Source organism: Clostridium sp. USBA 49 (assembly GCF_900167505.1).
GTDB classification, from domain to species: Bacteria; Bacillota; Clostridia; order Clostridiales; family Clostridiaceae; genus Clostridium_AT; species Clostridium_AT prolinivorans.
In genome coordinates this window covers 81,842-100,920 of record NZ_FUYD01000006.1, presented here as the reverse complement: position 1 = coordinate 100,920, position 19,079 = coordinate 81,842, and the positions used below count along the sequence as shown (strand labels likewise).

The 19,079-nt window shown below is 25.7% G+C and carries 13 protein-coding genes; 9 read left to right on the top strand and 4 right to left on the bottom strand.

What is annotated here, in order from left to right; genetic code table 11:
* Nucleotides 1–23 precede the first annotated feature (23 nt).
* On the bottom strand, nucleotides 24–1,925 hold the full coding sequence (locus B5D11_RS07540) for an NAD(+) synthase (protein ID WP_078682439.1): 1,902 nt from the start codon (nucleotides 1,923–1,925) through the stop codon (nucleotides 24–26).
* Nucleotides 1,926–2,297: 372 nt separating this feature from the next.
* On the opposite strand from B5D11_RS07540, the gene B5D11_RS07535 reads away from it, so the two are divergent.
* From B5D11_RS07535 to B5D11_RS07500, 8 genes are all read left to right on the top strand, one after another.
* Nucleotides 2,298–2,750: an NfeD family protein gene (locus tag B5D11_RS07535; RefSeq protein ID WP_078682438.1), complete on the top strand. Its 453-nt coding sequence runs from the start codon at nucleotides 2,298–2,300 to the stop codon at nucleotides 2,748–2,750.
* Complete coding sequence (locus B5D11_RS07530; protein ID WP_078682437.1) at nucleotides 2,750–3,691, top strand: SPFH domain-containing protein; 942 nt, start codon at nucleotides 2,750–2,752, stop codon at nucleotides 3,689–3,691. Before B5D11_RS07535 ends, B5D11_RS07530 begins: the two co-directional genes overlap by 1 nt.
* A 370-nt stretch (nucleotides 3,692–4,061) precedes the next feature.
* Nucleotides 4,062–5,417: a glycosyltransferase family 4 protein gene (locus B5D11_RS07525; RefSeq protein WP_078682436.1), complete on the top strand. Its 1,356-nt coding sequence runs from the start codon at nucleotides 4,062–4,064 to the stop codon at nucleotides 5,415–5,417.
* 330 nt (nucleotides 5,418–5,747) lie between these two features.
* Nucleotides 5,748–6,101 (top strand): hypothetical protein, encoded by a 354-nt coding sequence (locus B5D11_RS07520; RefSeq protein WP_078682435.1) that lies wholly within the window; start codon nucleotides 5,748–5,750, stop codon nucleotides 6,099–6,101.
* A gap of 275 nt (nucleotides 6,102–6,376) precedes the next feature.
* Nucleotides 6,377–7,696, top strand: a complete 1,320-nt coding sequence (locus tag B5D11_RS07515) for a glycosyltransferase (RefSeq protein ID WP_078682434.1) — start codon at nucleotides 6,377–6,379, stop codon at nucleotides 7,694–7,696.
* Between the two features lie 20 nt (nucleotides 7,697–7,716).
* Nucleotides 7,717–8,838 (top strand): GNAT family N-acetyltransferase, encoded by a 1,122-nt coding sequence (locus B5D11_RS07510; RefSeq protein WP_078682433.1) that lies wholly within the window; start codon nucleotides 7,717–7,719, stop codon nucleotides 8,836–8,838.
* A gap of 67 nt (nucleotides 8,839–8,905) precedes the next feature.
* Complete coding sequence (locus tag B5D11_RS07505) at nucleotides 8,906–11,293, top strand: VIT and vWA domain-containing protein (protein WP_078682432.1); 2,388 nt, start codon at nucleotides 8,906–8,908, stop codon at nucleotides 11,291–11,293.
* A 96-nt stretch (nucleotides 11,294–11,389) separates the two neighbouring features.
* Nucleotides 11,390–11,935 (top strand): amidase domain-containing protein, encoded by a 546-nt coding sequence (locus B5D11_RS07500; RefSeq protein ID WP_078682431.1) that lies wholly within the window; start codon nucleotides 11,390–11,392, stop codon nucleotides 11,933–11,935.
* 205 nt (nucleotides 11,936–12,140) lie between these two features.
* Here the strand turns inward: B5D11_RS07500 and B5D11_RS07495 are convergent, their stop codons facing one another.
* Both B5D11_RS07495 and B5D11_RS07490 read right to left on the bottom strand, forming a co-directional pair.
* On the bottom strand, nucleotides 12,141–13,469 hold the full coding sequence (locus B5D11_RS07495) for a CCA tRNA nucleotidyltransferase (protein ID WP_078682430.1): 1,329 nt from the start codon (nucleotides 13,467–13,469) through the stop codon (nucleotides 12,141–12,143).
* 381 nt (nucleotides 13,470–13,850) lie between these two features.
* Nucleotides 13,851–14,864 carry a permease gene (locus tag B5D11_RS07490; RefSeq protein WP_078682429.1) on the bottom strand — a complete coding sequence of 338 codons (1,014 nt, stop codon included), beginning with the start codon at nucleotides 14,862–14,864 and terminating at the stop codon, nucleotides 13,851–13,853.
* 511 nt (nucleotides 14,865–15,375) lie between these two features.
* On the opposite strand from B5D11_RS07490, the gene B5D11_RS07485 reads away from it, so the two are divergent.
* Nucleotides 15,376–17,373, top strand: a complete 1,998-nt coding sequence (locus B5D11_RS07485) for a fructose-1,6-bisphosphatase (protein ID WP_078682428.1) — start codon at nucleotides 15,376–15,378, stop codon at nucleotides 17,371–17,373.
* A gap of 349 nt (nucleotides 17,374–17,722) precedes the next feature.
* On the opposite strand, the gene B5D11_RS07480 is transcribed toward B5D11_RS07485, so the two are convergent.
* The gene (locus tag B5D11_RS07480; RefSeq protein WP_180376975.1) at nucleotides 17,723–18,553 is read right to left on the bottom strand and encodes an SDR family NAD(P)-dependent oxidoreductase; all 831 of its coding nucleotides are present in this window, start codon (nucleotides 18,551–18,553) and stop codon (nucleotides 17,723–17,725) included.
* Nucleotides 18,554–19,079 lie beyond the last annotated feature (526 nt).

The following is a 19,079-nucleotide window of genomic DNA, read 5'->3' as shown; positions in this document are numbered from 1 at the left end:
AATAAGTTTCTGCCTCATTATTTTTATATAAAAGAATTATAACTTGCATCTGAAGGCATTCTCCAGTCACCACGTGGAGATAAACTTACAGTACCTACTTTTGGACCATCTGGCAAAGCTGAACGTTTAAATTGTTGAGTGAAAAATCTTTTCATAAATTTATTAAACCATTTTTCTATTGTTTCACTATCGTAGTCATCTTTGAAGGCATGTTTAGCTAAAAATAAAATTTTTTCAGGAGAAGCTCCCTGCCTTACAAAATAATATAAGAAAAAGTCATGAAGCTCATAAGGTCCTACTATATCTTCTGTTTTTTGAGATATATTGCCATTTGTATCCTTAGGTAAAAGCTCAGGGCTTACTGGTGTGTCTAATATATCTAAAAGTATATCTGAAGTTTTTTCATCTACTTCTTTTAAAGCAGCATAACGTACAAGATATCTTACAAGAGTCTTTGGTACAGAAGAATTTACAGAATACATAGACATATGATCTCCGTTATATGTTGCCCATCCTAATGCTAATTCTGATAAATCACCTGTTCCTACTAATATAGCACCTTCTTTATTAGATATATCCATAAGTATTTGAGTTCTTTCTCTTGCTTGAACATTTTCATAAGTTACATCGTGGATATCAGGATTATGACCAATATCTTTAAAATGCTGAAGACAAGCATCTACTATATTTATCTCTCTTAAATCTGTATTTAAATTTTTACATAAATTAATAGCATTGCTATAAGTTCTGTCTGTTGTTCCAAATCCAGGCATTGTTACAGTTATAATATTTTTTCTAGGCAGATTAAGAATATCAAAAGTTTTTATAATAACTAAAAGTGCAAGAGTAGAATCTAACCCTCCAGATATTCCAATAACGGCTTTATTTAATTTAGTGTGAGTGATTCTTTTAGCAAGCGCACAAGATTGAATATTAAATATTTCTTTGCATCTATGCTCCATTTTCTTTTCATTAGAAGGTACAAATGGGTGTTTATTTATATACCTGTCAAAATTCACTATATTTGTATCATCAAAAGTAAAATATATTTCTTTAAATTCTATATGTAAATTAGAACTATCTGAAAAACTAATATTTTTATGTCTTTCATTAATTAATTTATCAACATCAACAATAGAAGTAATAACTTCATTCTTTCTTTGAAAACGGTTATTTTCTTTTAAAATTCTTCCATTTTCACCTATTAAAAGATGTCCGCTAAATACTAAATCTGTAGATGATTCAAAAACTCCAGAAGAAGCATATACATAAGAACTTATGCATCTTGCACTTTGAGTTTCTATAAGTTTTTTTCTATATTCAAATTTACTTATTATCTCATTTGAAGCAGATAAATTACCTATTATATTAGCTCCACCTAAAGACAAATAAGAACTTGGAGGTATGGTAACCCATAAATCTTCACAAATCTCAAAAGCAAATTTAAAATCTTTACAAGTAAATATTAAATTTGTACCAAAAGGAATATCGTTTTGAAAATATAAGTTTACATTTTTATTTATTAAATTTAATCCTGAAGAAAACCATCTTTTCTCATAAAATTCACTATAATTCGGTATATAACTTTTAGGAACAATTCCCAATATTTTACCTTTAAATATAATATAGGCACAATTATACATACTATTATTAAATGAAAGGGGAGCACCAACAGCAATAAGTATATCTTTATCTTTAGAAAAAACACATAAGTCCTCTAGAGCCTTTAAAGCTTCTTTATAAAGCTTACTTTGAAGAAATAAATCACCACAGGTGTAGGAAGTTATACTAAGCTCTGGAAACACTATTAGCTTAGAATTTTCATTTAAAGAATCCTCAATACATTTTTTTATATTTTCTAAATTAAAATTTATGTCTGCTACATTTGTTAACGGACATGCAGATGAAACTCTTATAAAATTCATATAATCAACTCCAATTCAAATACATTCCCTTAGTGTATATATTTTTCAAATTCATCATTATTATACCATTTTATAGATATTTAATAAAACAAAAATTAAAATTATAAGGAAAAAGTATAAATTGAAAAGAATTATTTAATACACTTAATGCAATCACTTTAAATAGTATTTAATAACGTATTTTAAGTTAAATTAGTCTTTAACAAAATGACTTTTAAGATGTATTATATAACTAAACGGAAATAGCTGCATAAATGTAATAGATAAATAAAAAAATCATATTAAATTTATTTTATCTGTTATATAATTAAATTAAAGGTCATAACCATTGTTATGTATCTATGGAAAATTATATAAAAGGGGGGATCATGTGTGGATGTATTAATTTTTTGGATAGTTATTTCTGTTATTGCTTTGATTGTAGACATAGTTACTAGTTCATTTTTATTTTTATGGTTTACAGTAGGTGGAATTGCAGCAATAATTGGATTTATTTTAAATGCAAGTTTTACAGTACAGTTAATAATATTTATTGCTGTTAGTGCAATATCTATGGCATTAGGATATCCATTTATAAAAAAGGTTTTAAAAGGTACTATAAAAAGAACAGCTACCATGGAAGAGAATTACATTGGAAGAAAATTTATTGTGGATGAAGATGTAATTGAAAAAGCTAAAATTAAAATTGATGGTATTTATTGGACAATAAAAAACCTTGGGGAACCAATTAAAAAAGGTGATTTAATTATAATTACAGATATTCAAGGCAATAAATTAATTGTAAAAAAAATTATAAAAGAAGAGATAGGGGAGGAAAATAAATAATGAATACATTTGGTTTATTTACATTAGTAATATTTATTATTTTGCTTATATTAATTTTTTCATCAATAAAAATTGTTAATACAGGTAGTTTATACGTAGTGGAAAGATTAGGTCAATTTCATAGAGTTTTAGAGCCAGGATGGCACTTTGTAATCCCATTTATAGATTTTGTAAGAAAGAAAATTTCCACAAAACAGCAAATATTAGATATAGAACCTCAAAATGTAATTACAAAAGATAATGTAAAAATATCAATAGATAATGTTATTTTCTATAAAGTTATGAATGCAAAAGATGCTGTTTATAATATTGAAAATTACAAATCAGGTATTGTATATTCAACTATAACAAACATGAGAAATATAGTTGGAAATATGACTCTTGACGAAGTATTATCAGGAAGAGATAAAATAAATTTAGAACTTTTAAAAGTTGTAGATGAAATAACAGATGCATATGGAATTAAAATACTTTCAGTTGAAATTAAAAATATAATACCTCCAGCTGAAATACAGCAAGCAATGGAAAAACAGATGAAAGCTGAAAGAGATAAAAGAGCTACAATACTACAAGCTGAAGGACAAAAACAAAGTGACATTGCAAGAGCTGAAGGTGAAAAACAGGCTAAAATTCTTGAGGCTGAAGCTGCAAAAGAAGCAGCTATAAGACGTGCAGAAGGATTAAGAGAATCACAACTTCTTGAAGCAGAGGGTAAAGCTAAGGCTATTGAAGCTATAGCAGAGGCACAGGCAAAAGCTATAGATAAGGTTAATAAGGCAATAATAGAATCTGGTACAAATGAAACTGTTATAGCTTTAAAACAGATAGAAGCACTTACTGAAATGGCTAAAAATCCAGCTAATAAACTTATACTTCCAAATGAGGCATTATCAACATTTGGTAATATAGCTGCTATAGGAGAAGTTTTAAATAAAAAATAATTTAAAAATAAGTGATTAAATTAAAATAGTCACAAATCAAATGTTTTTCTAAAATTACTAACATTTAAACAAAGGAAAAGCATTAGATTTGTGGCTATTTTTGTAATATGGCAATTTTAAATATATTTCTTATTATTTTATGTTAAAAATTGAATTATCATAAAGAAAAGCAATCAAACAATTGAGTTTTTTGGACAGTTTTTATAAAAAATGAATTACAAAAATATATAAGTTTTAAACAAAGTATTGAAATTTAAAATAAATTGTTTATAATTGGTAATATAGTGCAAATTATAAGATAATTATGAAATTTTTTAAAATAAAAGTTTCGCATTTGTTATTAATTTTACAATTAAGGGGGAAATATAATATGAAGATTCTAATTATGTCGTGGGAATACCCACCTAAAAATGTTGGGGGATTATCAAACCATGTTTATTTTTTATCTCAAAGTTTAAAAAATTTAGGTCATGAAGTTCATGTTATTACTTGTAAAGATGATACAACTTCTTTTTATGAAGAAGATTTAGGGGTATTTGTTCATAGAGTTGAACCTTATAATTTGGAAACTGAAGATTTTATAAAATGGGCCATGCATTTAAATTTTGCAATGGCAGAAGCTGCTTCAAAGCTTATAAATACTCAAGGAAAATTTGATATAGTACATGCACATGATTGGTTATCTTTATATAGTGCAAAATTTATAAAGTGGACTTATAATATTCCTCTTGTATGCACTATTCACGCTACAGAACATGGTAGAAATAGAGGCATATGGAATGATATTCAAAAATACATATCATCAGCAGAATGGCTTCTTACTTTTGAAAGCTGGAAAGTTATTACTTGTAGTAATTATATGAAAGAAGAGGTTAAAAATATATTTTCACTTCCTGAAGATAAAATTTCTGTAATACCAAATGGAATAAATAAAGAAATATTTAATATTGAATTTGATAAATTAGAATTTAGAAGAAAATATGCACAAGATAAAGAGAAAATAATATTTTGTATTGGACGACATGTTTATGAAAAAGGAATACACTTATTAATTGAAGCTTCTAAAGATGTAATAGATAATTATAATGATGTTAAATTTGTAATAGCTGGTACAGGAGCAATGACTGATAAATTAAAAGAACAAGTTAAGTCTTTGGGAGTTGAAGAAAAGGTAATTTTTACAGGATATATGAATGATATAGAAAAAACAAAGATGTATAAAATTTCTGATATAACTGTAATTCCTTCACTTTATGAACCATTTGGAATAGTTGCTTTAGAAGCTATGGCAGCAGGATGTCCTCTAGTTGTTTCAGATGTTGGAGGATTAAAAGAAATAGTAGAACATGGAGTTAACGGAATGAGGGCAATAAATGGTTCTAAAGATAGTATTAAAGATAATATTTTAATTCTTTTAAAAGATGAAGAATTAAGAAACAAAATAATTAAAAATGGTTATGACCTTATATCTAATAAGTACAGCTGGGATAGTATAGCGCAAGATACTATAAAATTATATGAAAAAATTCAAGAAGAAGCAAAAGGGACAGAATGGGAAGTTAAAATTGAAAAGCCTAAGAAAAAAGCAACTACTTCAAGAAGAAAAAAGACTGAAAAAGTCAAAGATGAAGATACTAAATTAGCATCGGAAAATAAAACAGAAACAAAGCCAAAAACTAGGACAAGAAGGACAAAAAAAGCAGTTACTGAAGAAGTAAAAAATTAAAAATATTAACTTTAGGAGGCTGATTTCGGCCTCCTAAAATTATGTTCTGATTAATTTTTAGTTTATCATAAGCTTATAAAGTTTTAATAAATTAAAATAAATTTTATATAAATATTTGTAATATTCAATTATATTATTCATAAAATTTATATTATAGATATCTAACATGAAAACTAAATATAACATAGTAAAATAATAATTTAAGTAGGAGATATAATTTATTTTTAGCAAAAATTATTATTATTTTTTAGATGTTTAATTAAAACTTTGAAGTTTTGATATCTATATAAAACATAAAAATTTTGAATAATAATAATAATGGAGGGAAAAATGGGGTATATTAGAGAAGGAAACTATCAAAATGGAGAAATAATAGCTAGCTTAGATGGAAACTATATAAAAATAAATGATAAAAACAGTTGCTATATAATAGCTAATTTAGATGGAATTTATATAAGAGAAGGAAGCTCACAAAATGGAGAAATAATAGCTAATTTAGATGGATGCTATATAAAAGAAGGCAAGGATACATCTTCTAAAATAATAGCAAATATAGATGGAGTTTATATAAGAGAGGGAAATGATCATACTGGGGAAATTTTATTTAATATTGAAGGATATACATCTATAAAAGAAAAAGCTGCTTTAGGTACCGCCGGACTTATGCTAAAGGGATTAATATAAGTAAAAATGATTTATTATTTTTATATAATATGTAATAGAAAAATTAATTATAGTCTAGTAAAATGATAATTTTAAAAAGGTAATAATTTTATCTTACCATATATAATTATTATTCTACTAGACTATGACATTTAAGTTATATATTTATAATTATATAAATGAATTTTAAACTTATATTCTCTTTTATATTCTGCTGTAGTATAATTACTTTATGAATTTATTCAAACTTTTATTAAAAACAGGCTGTATACGACTGTCTTGGAAGGTAGGGTATTATGAATAAAAAAGTGTTAATAGTGTATGAAAAAATGGGTATGGGTCATCGTAGAATGGCAGATATATTAGAGGATATTTTAAAAGAAGAAAATGCTAGTATTATAAAATGTGCTGGGAGTGAAATGATTGGAGATACAAGCATAAATATAATAGTTAAATTATGGAATTTTCTTATAAGAAAAAATTTAACTAAAACTGCGGACATGCTTTTGAATTTTATTTTAAGAATATTTATACTTCCTTTCATTGAAGTATCTAGTACATCGGCTTATCATGAAAAACTTCAAGAAATAAATCCTGATATTATAATTTGTACTGCAGATGGTTTTAATAAAGCTATAGGAAGCTATGCAAAAGAAAAGGGAATTCCTTTTTATATATTTATAACAGAGATTTCTATATTTATTGATTTAGTAAATCCATATGCAACTCATTTGTGTTATTTTAATGAAGTAGGAGAGGCAATTAGAAATTATGATTTTAGTAAAACTTATTACTCTTATGAATTAAATAAAGAAACTACTTTTTTAGAAAAAATAGAATATATACTAAAATACTATAAAGATTTTGTTATTTATGGATATAAAAATTCTATTTTTAGAAATCCCCAATATAATTTAAAACAAAATAATGATGCTAAATTTAAAGTTATAGGCCCTTTAGCAGAAAAAAAGCATTTTAAAGAAAAAGATATAAACAAAATAAAAGAAAAATATGGATTTAACAACAATAATGATACAGTTATGATTGCCAGTGGAAGTATAGGAGGTAAAATTCTTTTAAATATAGTAAAAAATATTTGTAGAAGTTATAATAAGCCGCTTAATTTAATTGTAATATGCGGGAAAGATGAAAAAACTTACAATAAAATACAAAATTTAGACGAAATAAATATTGATGTAAAACTAATCCCCTTTAAATTTATTGAAAATTTTGATGAAATATTAGCTGCAGTTGACTGTATAATTGCAAGGCCCTCTGCAGGAATATTTATAGAAAGTTTAATTAATAAAATACCTGAAATTACTTTTCAAAAGGCAACATCTAATGATAAAGGTACTCTTTCAATTATCGAAAAATATAATATAGGAAAAGTTATAAATAAAAATGAAGATATAAAAGAGGCCTTAGAAGAAATATTAAGCAATAAAGACATATATAAAGAAAATATAAATAATCTTTTGAATATGTATTGTAACAGTTATGAAGATAAAAAGAAAATTTTAAAAGAAACTATATTATATTCGCATGATTATGATTATAATATTAATAAGTGTTTAGATGCAAAAATAGAACTTAATGTACCATTATCACACTAAATATTTCAGGAGCGGTAGATATGATTGAAATAGTAGAAATAAAAACAAAAAGTGAAATTAAAAAATTTGTTAAGCTTTGTTATGAAATATATAAAGAAGATAAATACTGGGTTCCTCCACTTGAAAGTGACATGATTAATACTCTTTTAGGCCATGATAATGCACTTTTTATGAATGGAGAACATGCATTTTTTATGGCATATTTAAATGGAAAAGCGGTAGGTAGAATTTGCGTTGGAATAAATGAAACTTTAAATAAAAAGAAAAACTTAAAAGATGGATATATAAGTCTTTTTGAAAGCATTAACAATAAGGAGGTAGCTTTTTCTTTATTTGATAAAGCTGTAAACTGGCTTAAAGAAAGAGGAATAACTGTAGTGAAAGGACCTATATCTCCTACAAATGGAGATGATTATAAAGGACTTTTAGTAAAAGGATTTAATGGTTCACCAGTGCTTATGAATTCTTATAACCCAGAGTATTATGTAAACTTCTTTGAAGAATATGGATTTGTTAAACATTTAGATTTATATGCTTATTATCAAGATATAAATTCAGATTTAAATTTAGAAAAACATCAAAAAATTACTAATTATGCTATGAAAAGATATAATTTTAGAATAGATAATATAAATCTTAAAGATATAGATAATGAAATATTAGATATAAAAAAAATATTAGACATTGCTATGCCGGAAGATTGGGAAGATTTAACTCCACCTACTTATGAAGAATTAAAAGCAGAAGCAGGGCAGCTTATAAAAATGGCGGATGAAGAGCTTATACTTATAGCAAGAAGTGAGGGACAACCTATAGGATTTGCTATAGCATTACCTGATTACAATCAAGTATTAAAAAAATTAAATGGAAAATTATTTCCATTTGGACCGTTAAAATATTTATGGTATAAGAAAAAAATAGATGGATTTAGAATATTCATATTATTTGTTATACCTAAATTTAGGAAAAAAGCTGTAAGTAGTGCTATGCTTTACAAATTCTATGAAAATGCTTTAAAAAAGGGTTATAAGTGGGCAGAAGGTTCAACTATAGGAGAAACTAATATACCTATGAGATTAGATATAGAGAAAATTGGTGCAAATCATTACAGAACATATAGAATTTATAAAAAAGAAATATAAGTGCTCATAAATAACTTTATATAAGGAAATTATAATTAATAAGTTAAATATAAATTAGGAGGTATTTATGTTAAGCTATGGTTTAAAAGGGAATAATTTATCGAAAAACAGTGTTATTTTAAAAGAAGTTTCTATAAGTGGGAATGTATGTGGTGAATTTGCGGAAATATCTATAAAAAAAGAATATATAAATGTTTCAAATTCAAATATAGATTGCTCATATATTTTTCCAATACCAGAAACAGCTTTAATAACTGGGTTAGAGGCGACTTTAGGGGGAAGAATTATTAAAGCAGTAATTGAAGATAAAGAAGAAGCTAGAAAAATATATGAAAATTCTAATGAAACAGGAGTTAATGCTCTTACTTTGGAAGAAATAAATTTAAATGTATTTCAGCTTACCATTGGTAAAGTATTGCCTGGAGAATCTATAAATATTAAATTTACATATATAGACAATTTAGTTTATGAAGGTAATAATTTGATATTAACTATACCAGCAATATTACATTCTGATTCGCAAAATGCTGATAATAAAGAATATTTTTCTGAAAATTATGAAAACTATAAATCAAACTTAAATTTACTTATTGAACCAATTAATAAAGTAAATATAAAATCTCCTTCTCATGATATAAAAGTTGAATGGGAAGAAGGAAATAATTTAGCCAAAGTTACTTTAAATAAAGATAAAAATAAATTTGATGAAGATTTTATAATTTTATTTGAAGAAGAAAAAACATCGCAGGTATCAGGAATGTTTTATAAGTATGAAGATGAAAATAAAGGAATTTTATACATTAGATTTATTCCTAAGCTTGAAATAAGTGAAGAAGATGATAAAAATAATTATATATTTTTAATTGATATTTCTCATTCAATGAAAGGCGCTAAGCTTGAACAGGCTAAGAATGCATTACAGCTTTGTATAAGAAATTTATCTGAAAATGATAGTTTTAATATAATTGCATTTGAAAATAATCTTCACTTTTTTTCTGATCGCGGATTAGTTCCTTTTAACGAAGAAAATCTTAGAAAAGCTACTTTATGGATTGACAACTTAGAAGATAAAAAAGGTGCAAAAATATTTGAAGCTCTAAAATATGCTTTATCAGAAAAAAATAATATTGGATATAGTAATATAATGCTTTTTACTGATGATATTATAGAAAATGAAGAAGAAGTTTTAAGTTATGTAAAACAAAATATAGGAGATAATAGGATATTTACTTTTGGAGTTGATACTTCTGTAAATAGTTATGTGATAAATAAACTTGCAGAATTTGGATATGGGAAAGCTGAATTTATATATGAAGACGAAAATATAGAAGATGTAGTTTTGAAACAGCTTAGAAGAATTAAAAATCCACAGGTAGATATTGAAGAAATAGATTGGGGAAGTTTAAATGTTGAAAAAACTTATCCAAGAACTATTGATTATTTATATGATAGAGAACCATTCTCTGTATTTGCAAAAGTAAGTGGCAATATAGAAGGGAAAATAACAATAAAGGGTAAGGTTGGAGCTGAAAGATATATTAAAACTATAGATCTTGATACTTTAGATTTAAAAGAAAATGCTGAATTAATACAAAAGGTTTGGAGTAGAAAAAGGATTGAGTCTATAGAAGAGAGAATGAGGACTGAAAGAGGAGATATATATGATTCCATGAAAAGGAAAGTGATTGAAATATCTAAAGAATCTTCTATTTTAAGCCCGGAAACATCATTTATAATGCTTGAAATGATAGAAGATCCAGTTCTTGGAATGCCTATAACTCATATTGTACCTCTTAACATTCCTGAAGAAACAGTAAAAAATATTTCCAGGAATAAATTTTTGGATGTACCTAGTTTTACTTATAAAAAAGCACCTAGCCCAACAGAAAATGAATTGAAAAATAAAGGTGATAATGCTATATTAGATTTTATTTATCCAAGACCTCATATATTAAGAATATTAGCTAAAAATCAATTTGCAGATGGAAGTTTTTGTGATTATGATAAAATCAATTTTTATAATAAATCAGAAACTACAGCTATGGTATTATTAAGCTTTACTATAGGCAAAGATGATATATTAATATATTCAAATCAAATTACAAAGGCAGTTAAATTTTTAATAAATAATTTTTATGAAAACAGTAATTTATATAGTGAAAAACTTCTTAATATTACAGCTTTAGCTTTAAAATCTTGTGTATTAAAAGGTATATTAAATAATAAAATAAATGAAAAATGTGAAGAATTAATAAATGAAATTAAAACAATATTACAAGATAAAGAGGAAATTTTATATGTATTAAATTTAACTTCAAAGTTTTCTCTAAAAACAATTGCTCCATTTATATTTAATTTATCTTCTGATAAAAGAAAAATTGAAGAAAAAATTGTTATAGGTGAAGAAAAAAATTCTATTTTTAATTTAGCTAAACTAGGAATTTTGAAATCTTAATAAAAAATAAAATATTATTATTTTTATATATAAACATTTAACAATATGTAAACTATAATCATAGAATAATATATAAATAATATATTGGAGTATTCTATGATATATTACGGAAATTTTTATAGATATAATAATTATAATGCAAAAGAAGCAGTAAGGTATGCTCTTACTTATGCTTTAACTCCAAATAATAATTATAGATTTTTTGCTTCTTATGGCGATGGAGGAGGAAACTGCACTAATTTTATATCTCAGTGCTTAAAAGCAGGTGGAGCTCCTTTTGCTTATGATATTTATCCTTGGTGGTATAAAAAAGATCCTAATAATAGTATGAATGATAAATGGTCTTTGTCTTGGGCAGTAGCACACTCTCTTTATTGGACTTTAAAAAGCAGGAATGAGAGAAAGCTTAAAGGATTAAGAGCAATTGAAGTTCCGAGCATAGAAATGTTAAAAATCGGCGATGTAATTCAATATGAAAATTTTAAAAAAGTTATATATCATTCAGCAATAATTACAGCTATGACAATTAATAAAGGGGTAAAAATTCCTTTAATATCTCAAAACACTTACAATGCTAGAAATATATCTTATATAAAACCTCAAGCAAAACAAATGCATTTTATGAAAATAGAGGTAGTGTAAAATAAAAAGTATTTGTATGATATTTATAATATAAAATTTTGAATATCATACAAATACTTTTTTAATTAATGAATATTATGGTTATCTAATAAAAGTCTTTTATTAAATATTTACAATTATATAGATGTAATAGAAATTTAGAAATACTATAAAGTGTATAGTGAAAATTAATTTACAACTTATTGTGGTTAATCATATTATAAAATTATAAATATTTATCTCTAACTATATTTATTAAACTATTTTTATTATTAAGCTCAGGTTTTTCCATAACCATATCTAAAAGTTTATTTAAAATTATGCCTATTTGTTTACCAGGCTTTATACCTAATTCAATTAAGTCATTCCCATTTATTTTAAGATGATTTATATTAAAAGCTTCGCCTGATTTTAGTATTTTTCTAACTTCTTCTCGTCTTTTTAATATAGGAGAAAAATCAGAATTACTATTATGACCTTTACTATCTGCAATTTGAAGTTCAAATAAATCTTCTATATTTTGGACTCCTACTCTAGCTATAAACTTTTTCAAAGCTTTATTTTTCATAATATTATAGGCAGACATATGTTCTTTAATTATAATAGTTACTTTTTTTATTATATCACTATTAAACTTAAGTCTTTTTAATATAATTTCAGCCATATCAGCGCTTATCATATTATGACCATAAAAATGTCCTATACCTTTTTCATCAATTGTAAATGTTCTGGGTTTACCAATATCATGTAAAAGAGCAGCTAACCTTACTGCTAAAATATCAGGAGAATTATCTAATACAGCCATAATATGATTAAAAACATCTTTATCATGATGAGGATTTTTTTGATCAAATCCTACACATTCATTGAGTTCTGGAATTATAAATTTAAGCAGACCTGTGTTTTGAAGCATTCTTATACCTCTGCTTGGATATGATGTTAAAAGTATTTTTATAAATTCATCTCGAATTCTTTCAAAGCTTATATTTTGTAAAAGAGCATGATTTTTGCATATTGCTTTATATGTATTATTTTCAATATTAAAATCTAATTCGCAAGCAAATCGAATTCCCCTAAGCATTCTAAGTGCATCTTCATTAAATCTTTTATCTGGATCTCCTACACATTTAATTAATTTATTTTTTAAATCACATACTCCATTAAATATATCAATAAGCCCATGTTCTTCATTATAAGCTAAAGAATTAATAGTAAAATCTCTTCGGCTTAAATCTTCTTGTAAAGAAGAAGTGAAAATAACTTCATCAGGATGTCTATTATCAGTATAATTTCCATCTAATCTATAAGTAGTTACTTCAAAATATTTTTCATTAATTACTACGGTTACTGTTCCATGTTTAATACCTGTAGGAATTGTATGTTCAAAAAGTTTCATAATTTGGTTTGGCAAAGCATTAGTTGTGATATCCCAGTCTTTTAAAGGTCTTTTTAATATACTGTCTCTAACACAACCACCAACTACAAAAGCTTCATAGTTATTTTCCTTTAATTTATTTAATATATATTGAACATCTTCTGTTAATTTTATTCTCATATAAAAACACCTCAATTTATAAATAAGCATTATAAATAAATTTAAACTATATTTTATTTTACCTATTTACATGAAATTTATAAATATTATTTTATATGTTTATTATAGTATTATTATTTAACATTTATTTCAATAGAAATTTATATAAATTAATGCTAAAAAGGATGTAATTTTGTGTATTAAGCCTTTCAAGATCAAAAATAAATTTAACTAATATAAAAATATATTCTATATTAAATTCAAGTTTTAAAAAAATATAGCGGCTTTGATTTGATATTTCAAAACCGCACTTAAGCTTTAAAATTTATGGGGATTTGAGTTTTCGTTAGGCAAATAATTTTTTTGTTTTGTTAGAAAATTTAACAAAAAAGCATAAAACATTTATACAAGCAAATATTGAATTGCATTGAAGAAATATCCTACAAGAATAATGCCCATGATACAAATCATAATGAAAATACTGAGAAGCTTGGGCTTAACTGCTTTTCTAAGCATAATTATTGAAGGTAGCGAAAGCGTGGTAACGCCCATCATAAACGAGAGGACAACTCCAAGTTGTGCACCTTTTGAAAGTAAAGCTTCGGCAATTGGAATTGTTCCGAAAATGTCCGCATAAATAGGAATTCCAGCAATGGTAGCAAGAATAACACCAAATGGATTGCCTGTGCCAAGTATACTAACAATAAAATCTTCAGGTATCCAGTTATGAATAAATGCACCAATACCAACACCGATTAAGACATAGGGCAAAACCTTTTTAGCAGTTTCTATGACCTGCTCCCATGCGTATTTGATACGGTCTTTAAAATAAAGTTCCTCTTTTGAAATATCAAGAGTATTGCCGCTACGAATAAATTCTTCTACTTGATTTTCAAGGTGCAGCTTTTCAATAACTGTACCACCAATAACAGCGATTACTAATCCGAGTACCATATATATAACGGCAATTTTCCACCCGAAAATGCTCATAAGCAGCACTAAAGAGCCAAGGTCTACCATTGGGGAGGAAATCAAGAATGAGAATGTAACCCCAAGTGGCAAACCTGCACTTGTAAATCCGATAAATAGCGGAATGGAAGAACATGAGCAGAACGGCGTTACTGTACCTAGTAGTGCGGCAATACAGTTTGCAACAATGCCATGAAATCTACCGAGTATCTTTTTTGTTCGCTCCGGTGGGAAATAACTTTGAATATATGAGATAATCAAAATCAAAACGCCAAGCAGTACCATAATTTTAATCGTATCGTAAATAAAAAATTGAACACTTCCGCCAATTTTTCCTGTGGTATTTAATCCGCAAGCTTTCAGTAGATTACCAATTAAACTATTAAGCCACCTCATGCCGAGAAATTCATTTTGAAATAAATCCCAAATTGATTTTAGAGTTTGCATTATATTTTCCTCCTTGAAATCGATATATTCAAATTTATCGATGTGATATTTGCTTTATAAGCCGCTTGCCTATTTACAAGCGGCTTACTTTTTTAGAAACGGTATCTTAAAAACAGTATTAAACTTTATTATGTAATATAAAAGCTTTTTTACACTTTTGATTACTTACTTTTGATTAATTATAGTATATTCATCAAATCGAATTTTGTCAATATGTATTTAAAAAGTTATAAGATAATTATGATTGATTTATGATAATATCCTAATATACCAAAATTTATATTGATAACTGAATAAAATAGTTAAAAAGCACTAGTAAAACTGTTGCCAATAGTATAAATCTTAGGGCATTAAAAAAAATGATCGACATATGTTTTAAAAAAAGTTATAAGGTAATATTTGTATATTTAATAAACAAATAAATTCAAAAAATAATAAAATATGTTATACTAATGGTATGCTTTACAGCGCATATGACATAAACAAAGTAATTAAAAAAGGGGGATTATAAATGCCTTATAACGAAGATAATTTAACTCAAGAATTTGAAAATGAATTAAGGTATTTAAAACTTTTATCTAATCAATATCCAACTATAGCTGAAGCTTGTACAGAGATAATAAATTTGCAAGCTATTTTAAATCTGCCTAAAGGTACTGAGCATTTTTTAACAGATATTCATGGGGAATATGAGGCTTTTAATCATGTATTAAAAAATGCATCTGGAGTAATAAAACGAAAAATATATGATATTTTTGGAAATTCTTTAAGAGAACAAGATATAAAAAGTTTAGCTACATTAATTTATTATCCAGAGCAAAAGCTTGAAATTACTTTAAAAAACGAAAAAAATATTGGAGATTGGTATAAAATTACATTATATAGATTGATTGAAATTTGCAGATATGTATCATCAAAATATACTCGTTCTAAAGTGAGGAAAGCACTTCCAAGTGATTTTTCATATATAATAGAGGAGCTTCTTCATGAACAGCCAGATAGAATAGATAAAGAAGAATATTATAATGAAATAATAAAAACTATTATAAGAATTGGAAGAGCTAATGAATTTATAATAGCAATATCAAAGCTAATTCAAAGGCTGGTTATAGATAGGTTACATATTTTAGGAGATATATTTGATAGAGGGCCAGGTGCAGATATTGTAATGGATACACTTGTAAATTATCATTCTGTGGATATACAATGGGGGAATCATGATATACTTTGGATGGGAGCTGCAGCAGGAAGTGAAGTTTGTATTGCAACAGTACTTAGAATATGTGCTAGATATGCAAATTTAGATACTATAGAAGATGGCTATGGAATTAATTTGCTGCCACTTGCTACTTTTGCTATAGATTTTTATAAAAATGATGAATGTTTAAGTTTTAAACCAAAAATTGAAAGCAGTAAAAACTATAGTGAAAAGGATATAAGGCTTATATCCAAAATGCATAAAGCTATATCTATAATACAGTTTAAACTAGAGGGAGAAGTAATTAAAAGGCGTCCATATTTTGAAATGAATGATAGACTTCTTTTAAATAAGATCAATTATGAAAAAGGTACTATAAATTTGAATGGTAAGATTTATAAATTAAAAGATAGTAATTTTCCAACAATTAATCCACAAGATCCATACGAACTTATACCAGAAGAGATAGAACTAATGGAAAGACTAAAATCTTCTTTTTTAAATAGTGAAAAACTTCAAAAACATGTAAGATTTCTTTTTACCAAAGGGAGTATGTATTTAAAGTACAATTCTAATTTGCTATACCATGGATGTATACCATTAAATGAAGATGGAAGTTTTAAAAAAGTTAAAATAGGCAAAACAGGACATGAATATAGCGGCAAAGCTTTTTTGGATAGATTAGAAATTTTAGTAAGAGAGGGATATTTTTATAAAAATAATCCAAAAGCTAAACTTTATGGTATGGACATTATATGGTATCTATGGAATGGACCAGATTCGCCTTTGTTTGGTAAAAACAAAATGGCAACTTTTGAAAGATATTTTATAGAAGAAAAGGAAACTCATATAGAAGGAAAAAATCCATATTTTTATTTAAGAGATGATGAAAAAGTATGCAATTCGATTTTAAAAGAATTTGGATTAGATCCAGAAAAATCTCACATTATAAATGGTCATGTACCAGTTAAGAGTAAAAATGGAGAAAGTCCAATAAAAGCAAATGGAAAACTTTTAGTTATAGACGGAGGCTTTTCAAAAGCTTATCAAGGACAGACAGGAATAGCAGGATATACACTTATATATAATTCTTATGGACTTTTATTAGTATCACATGAACCTTTTGAATCAACTTATAAAGCTATTGAAGAGGAAAAAGATATATTATCTACTACAGTAATATTAGAAACAGGGGTAGAAAGAAAAAGGGTTGGGGATACGGATATTGGATATGAACTTAAAATTCAAATAAATGATTTAGAAAAACTTTTAGATGTTTACAGAAAAGGTATTATAAAAGAGCAGAAATAAAATATAGGGGTTATTTTTATCAATTAATATTATAATTATAATAAGCAAAATATGTGTAAATGGGTTTTAAACTTCATTAAAAACTCATTTACACATATTTTATTTTTGTTTAATATAGTTATAACATAATTTATGTACACAGCCTTAAGATATTTATATGTAAAACTTACAAATATCCATATAGTATATTAATATTAACCCGCAATAATCTGTAAATTAATTTTTATTATACAATTTATAGTATTTATAATTATAGTATTTATAAATTTCTATTACACTATTATATATAGGTAAATATTTAATAAAAATAACTTTTATGAGGTAATCATATTAAATATTTAAAATTAAATTATGAATAGATTTTGCTTACTACATATTCAACAAACCTTGAGGGAAGAAGCCTTTTTAAAAATACTAAAATTTTGTAAGAAAATCCGGCAGTTATTCTTATAGGAGGATTATCTGAATTTATGATTTTTAGTATAGCATCTACAACTAATTTAGGGGATGGAGCATTTTGTTCATCTCTTTCCATAGTTTTAATAGATTTTTTAAATTTATCACTATAAACAGAATTTAATGAATTATGAGTATATTCTCGTTTTGCTGTAAAACCAGTTTTAGTATCACCTGGTTCAACCATAGAAACTTTTATTCCAAATTGTTTTACCTCTATTCTTAAGGCTTCAGTCATTGCTTCAAGGGCATATTTACTGGCACTATACATTGATTGATAAGGAATTGATATTAGTCCTGCCACAGAGCTAATGTTTATAATAAGACCATTTTTTTGTTCTCTCATTTTAGGGAGAACAGCTCTACACATTCTAAGTACTCCAAAGAAATTAGTATCAAATTGTTTAAAAGCTTCTTCAAAAGAAGTATCTTCAACTGAACCTGCAATTCCAAAACCTGCATTGTTTATAAGTATATCTATTGAAGATTCTTCTTTTAAAATATATTTAATACAATTATCTATTGATTCTTGAGAACATACATCAAGTGGTATCATTTTTAAAAAACCATTACCTTTTTTGGCTTTAACAGTAGTTTCTGAAACTATTTTTCTAGAAGTGCCATAAACTTTAAAACCTTTTTCCATAAGAGTATAGGCAGCTGCCTTTCCTATGCCAGATGAAGCTCCTGTTATAAGTACAACTTTGCTGTAATTATTTTGCACACAATTCACCTCTAAAATTATAAATGTTTTATGTATAAAATTAGGTATATTATAATATATAGTAAAATAATAATCCTCTTTGGTCAGATAAAAGATATTCCCTACTCGGATTATTATTTTACTATATTAAGATTTAAGATTTATATTGGTGATTAGTAAAATAATAATCCTCTTTGGTCAGATAAAAGATATTTTCTACTTGGATTATTATTTTACTATATTAAGATTTAAGATTTATATTAGTGCTTAGTAAAATAATAATCCTCTCTGGTCAGATAAAAGATATTCCCTGCTCGGATTATTATTTTACTATATTAAGATTTAAGGTTTATATTAGTGCTTAGTAGAATAATAATCCTCTCTACTAAGGTAAAAATATATTCCCAGATTAAATTATTATTCTACTAGACTAAATTTAATTTTCATATTGGATTAGTTATAAATTACAAATTTTAGCTATATTTATTATGTACCAAATATTATATAAATGCAATAAATATTTTTTTATAATTCAATTTATTATTAT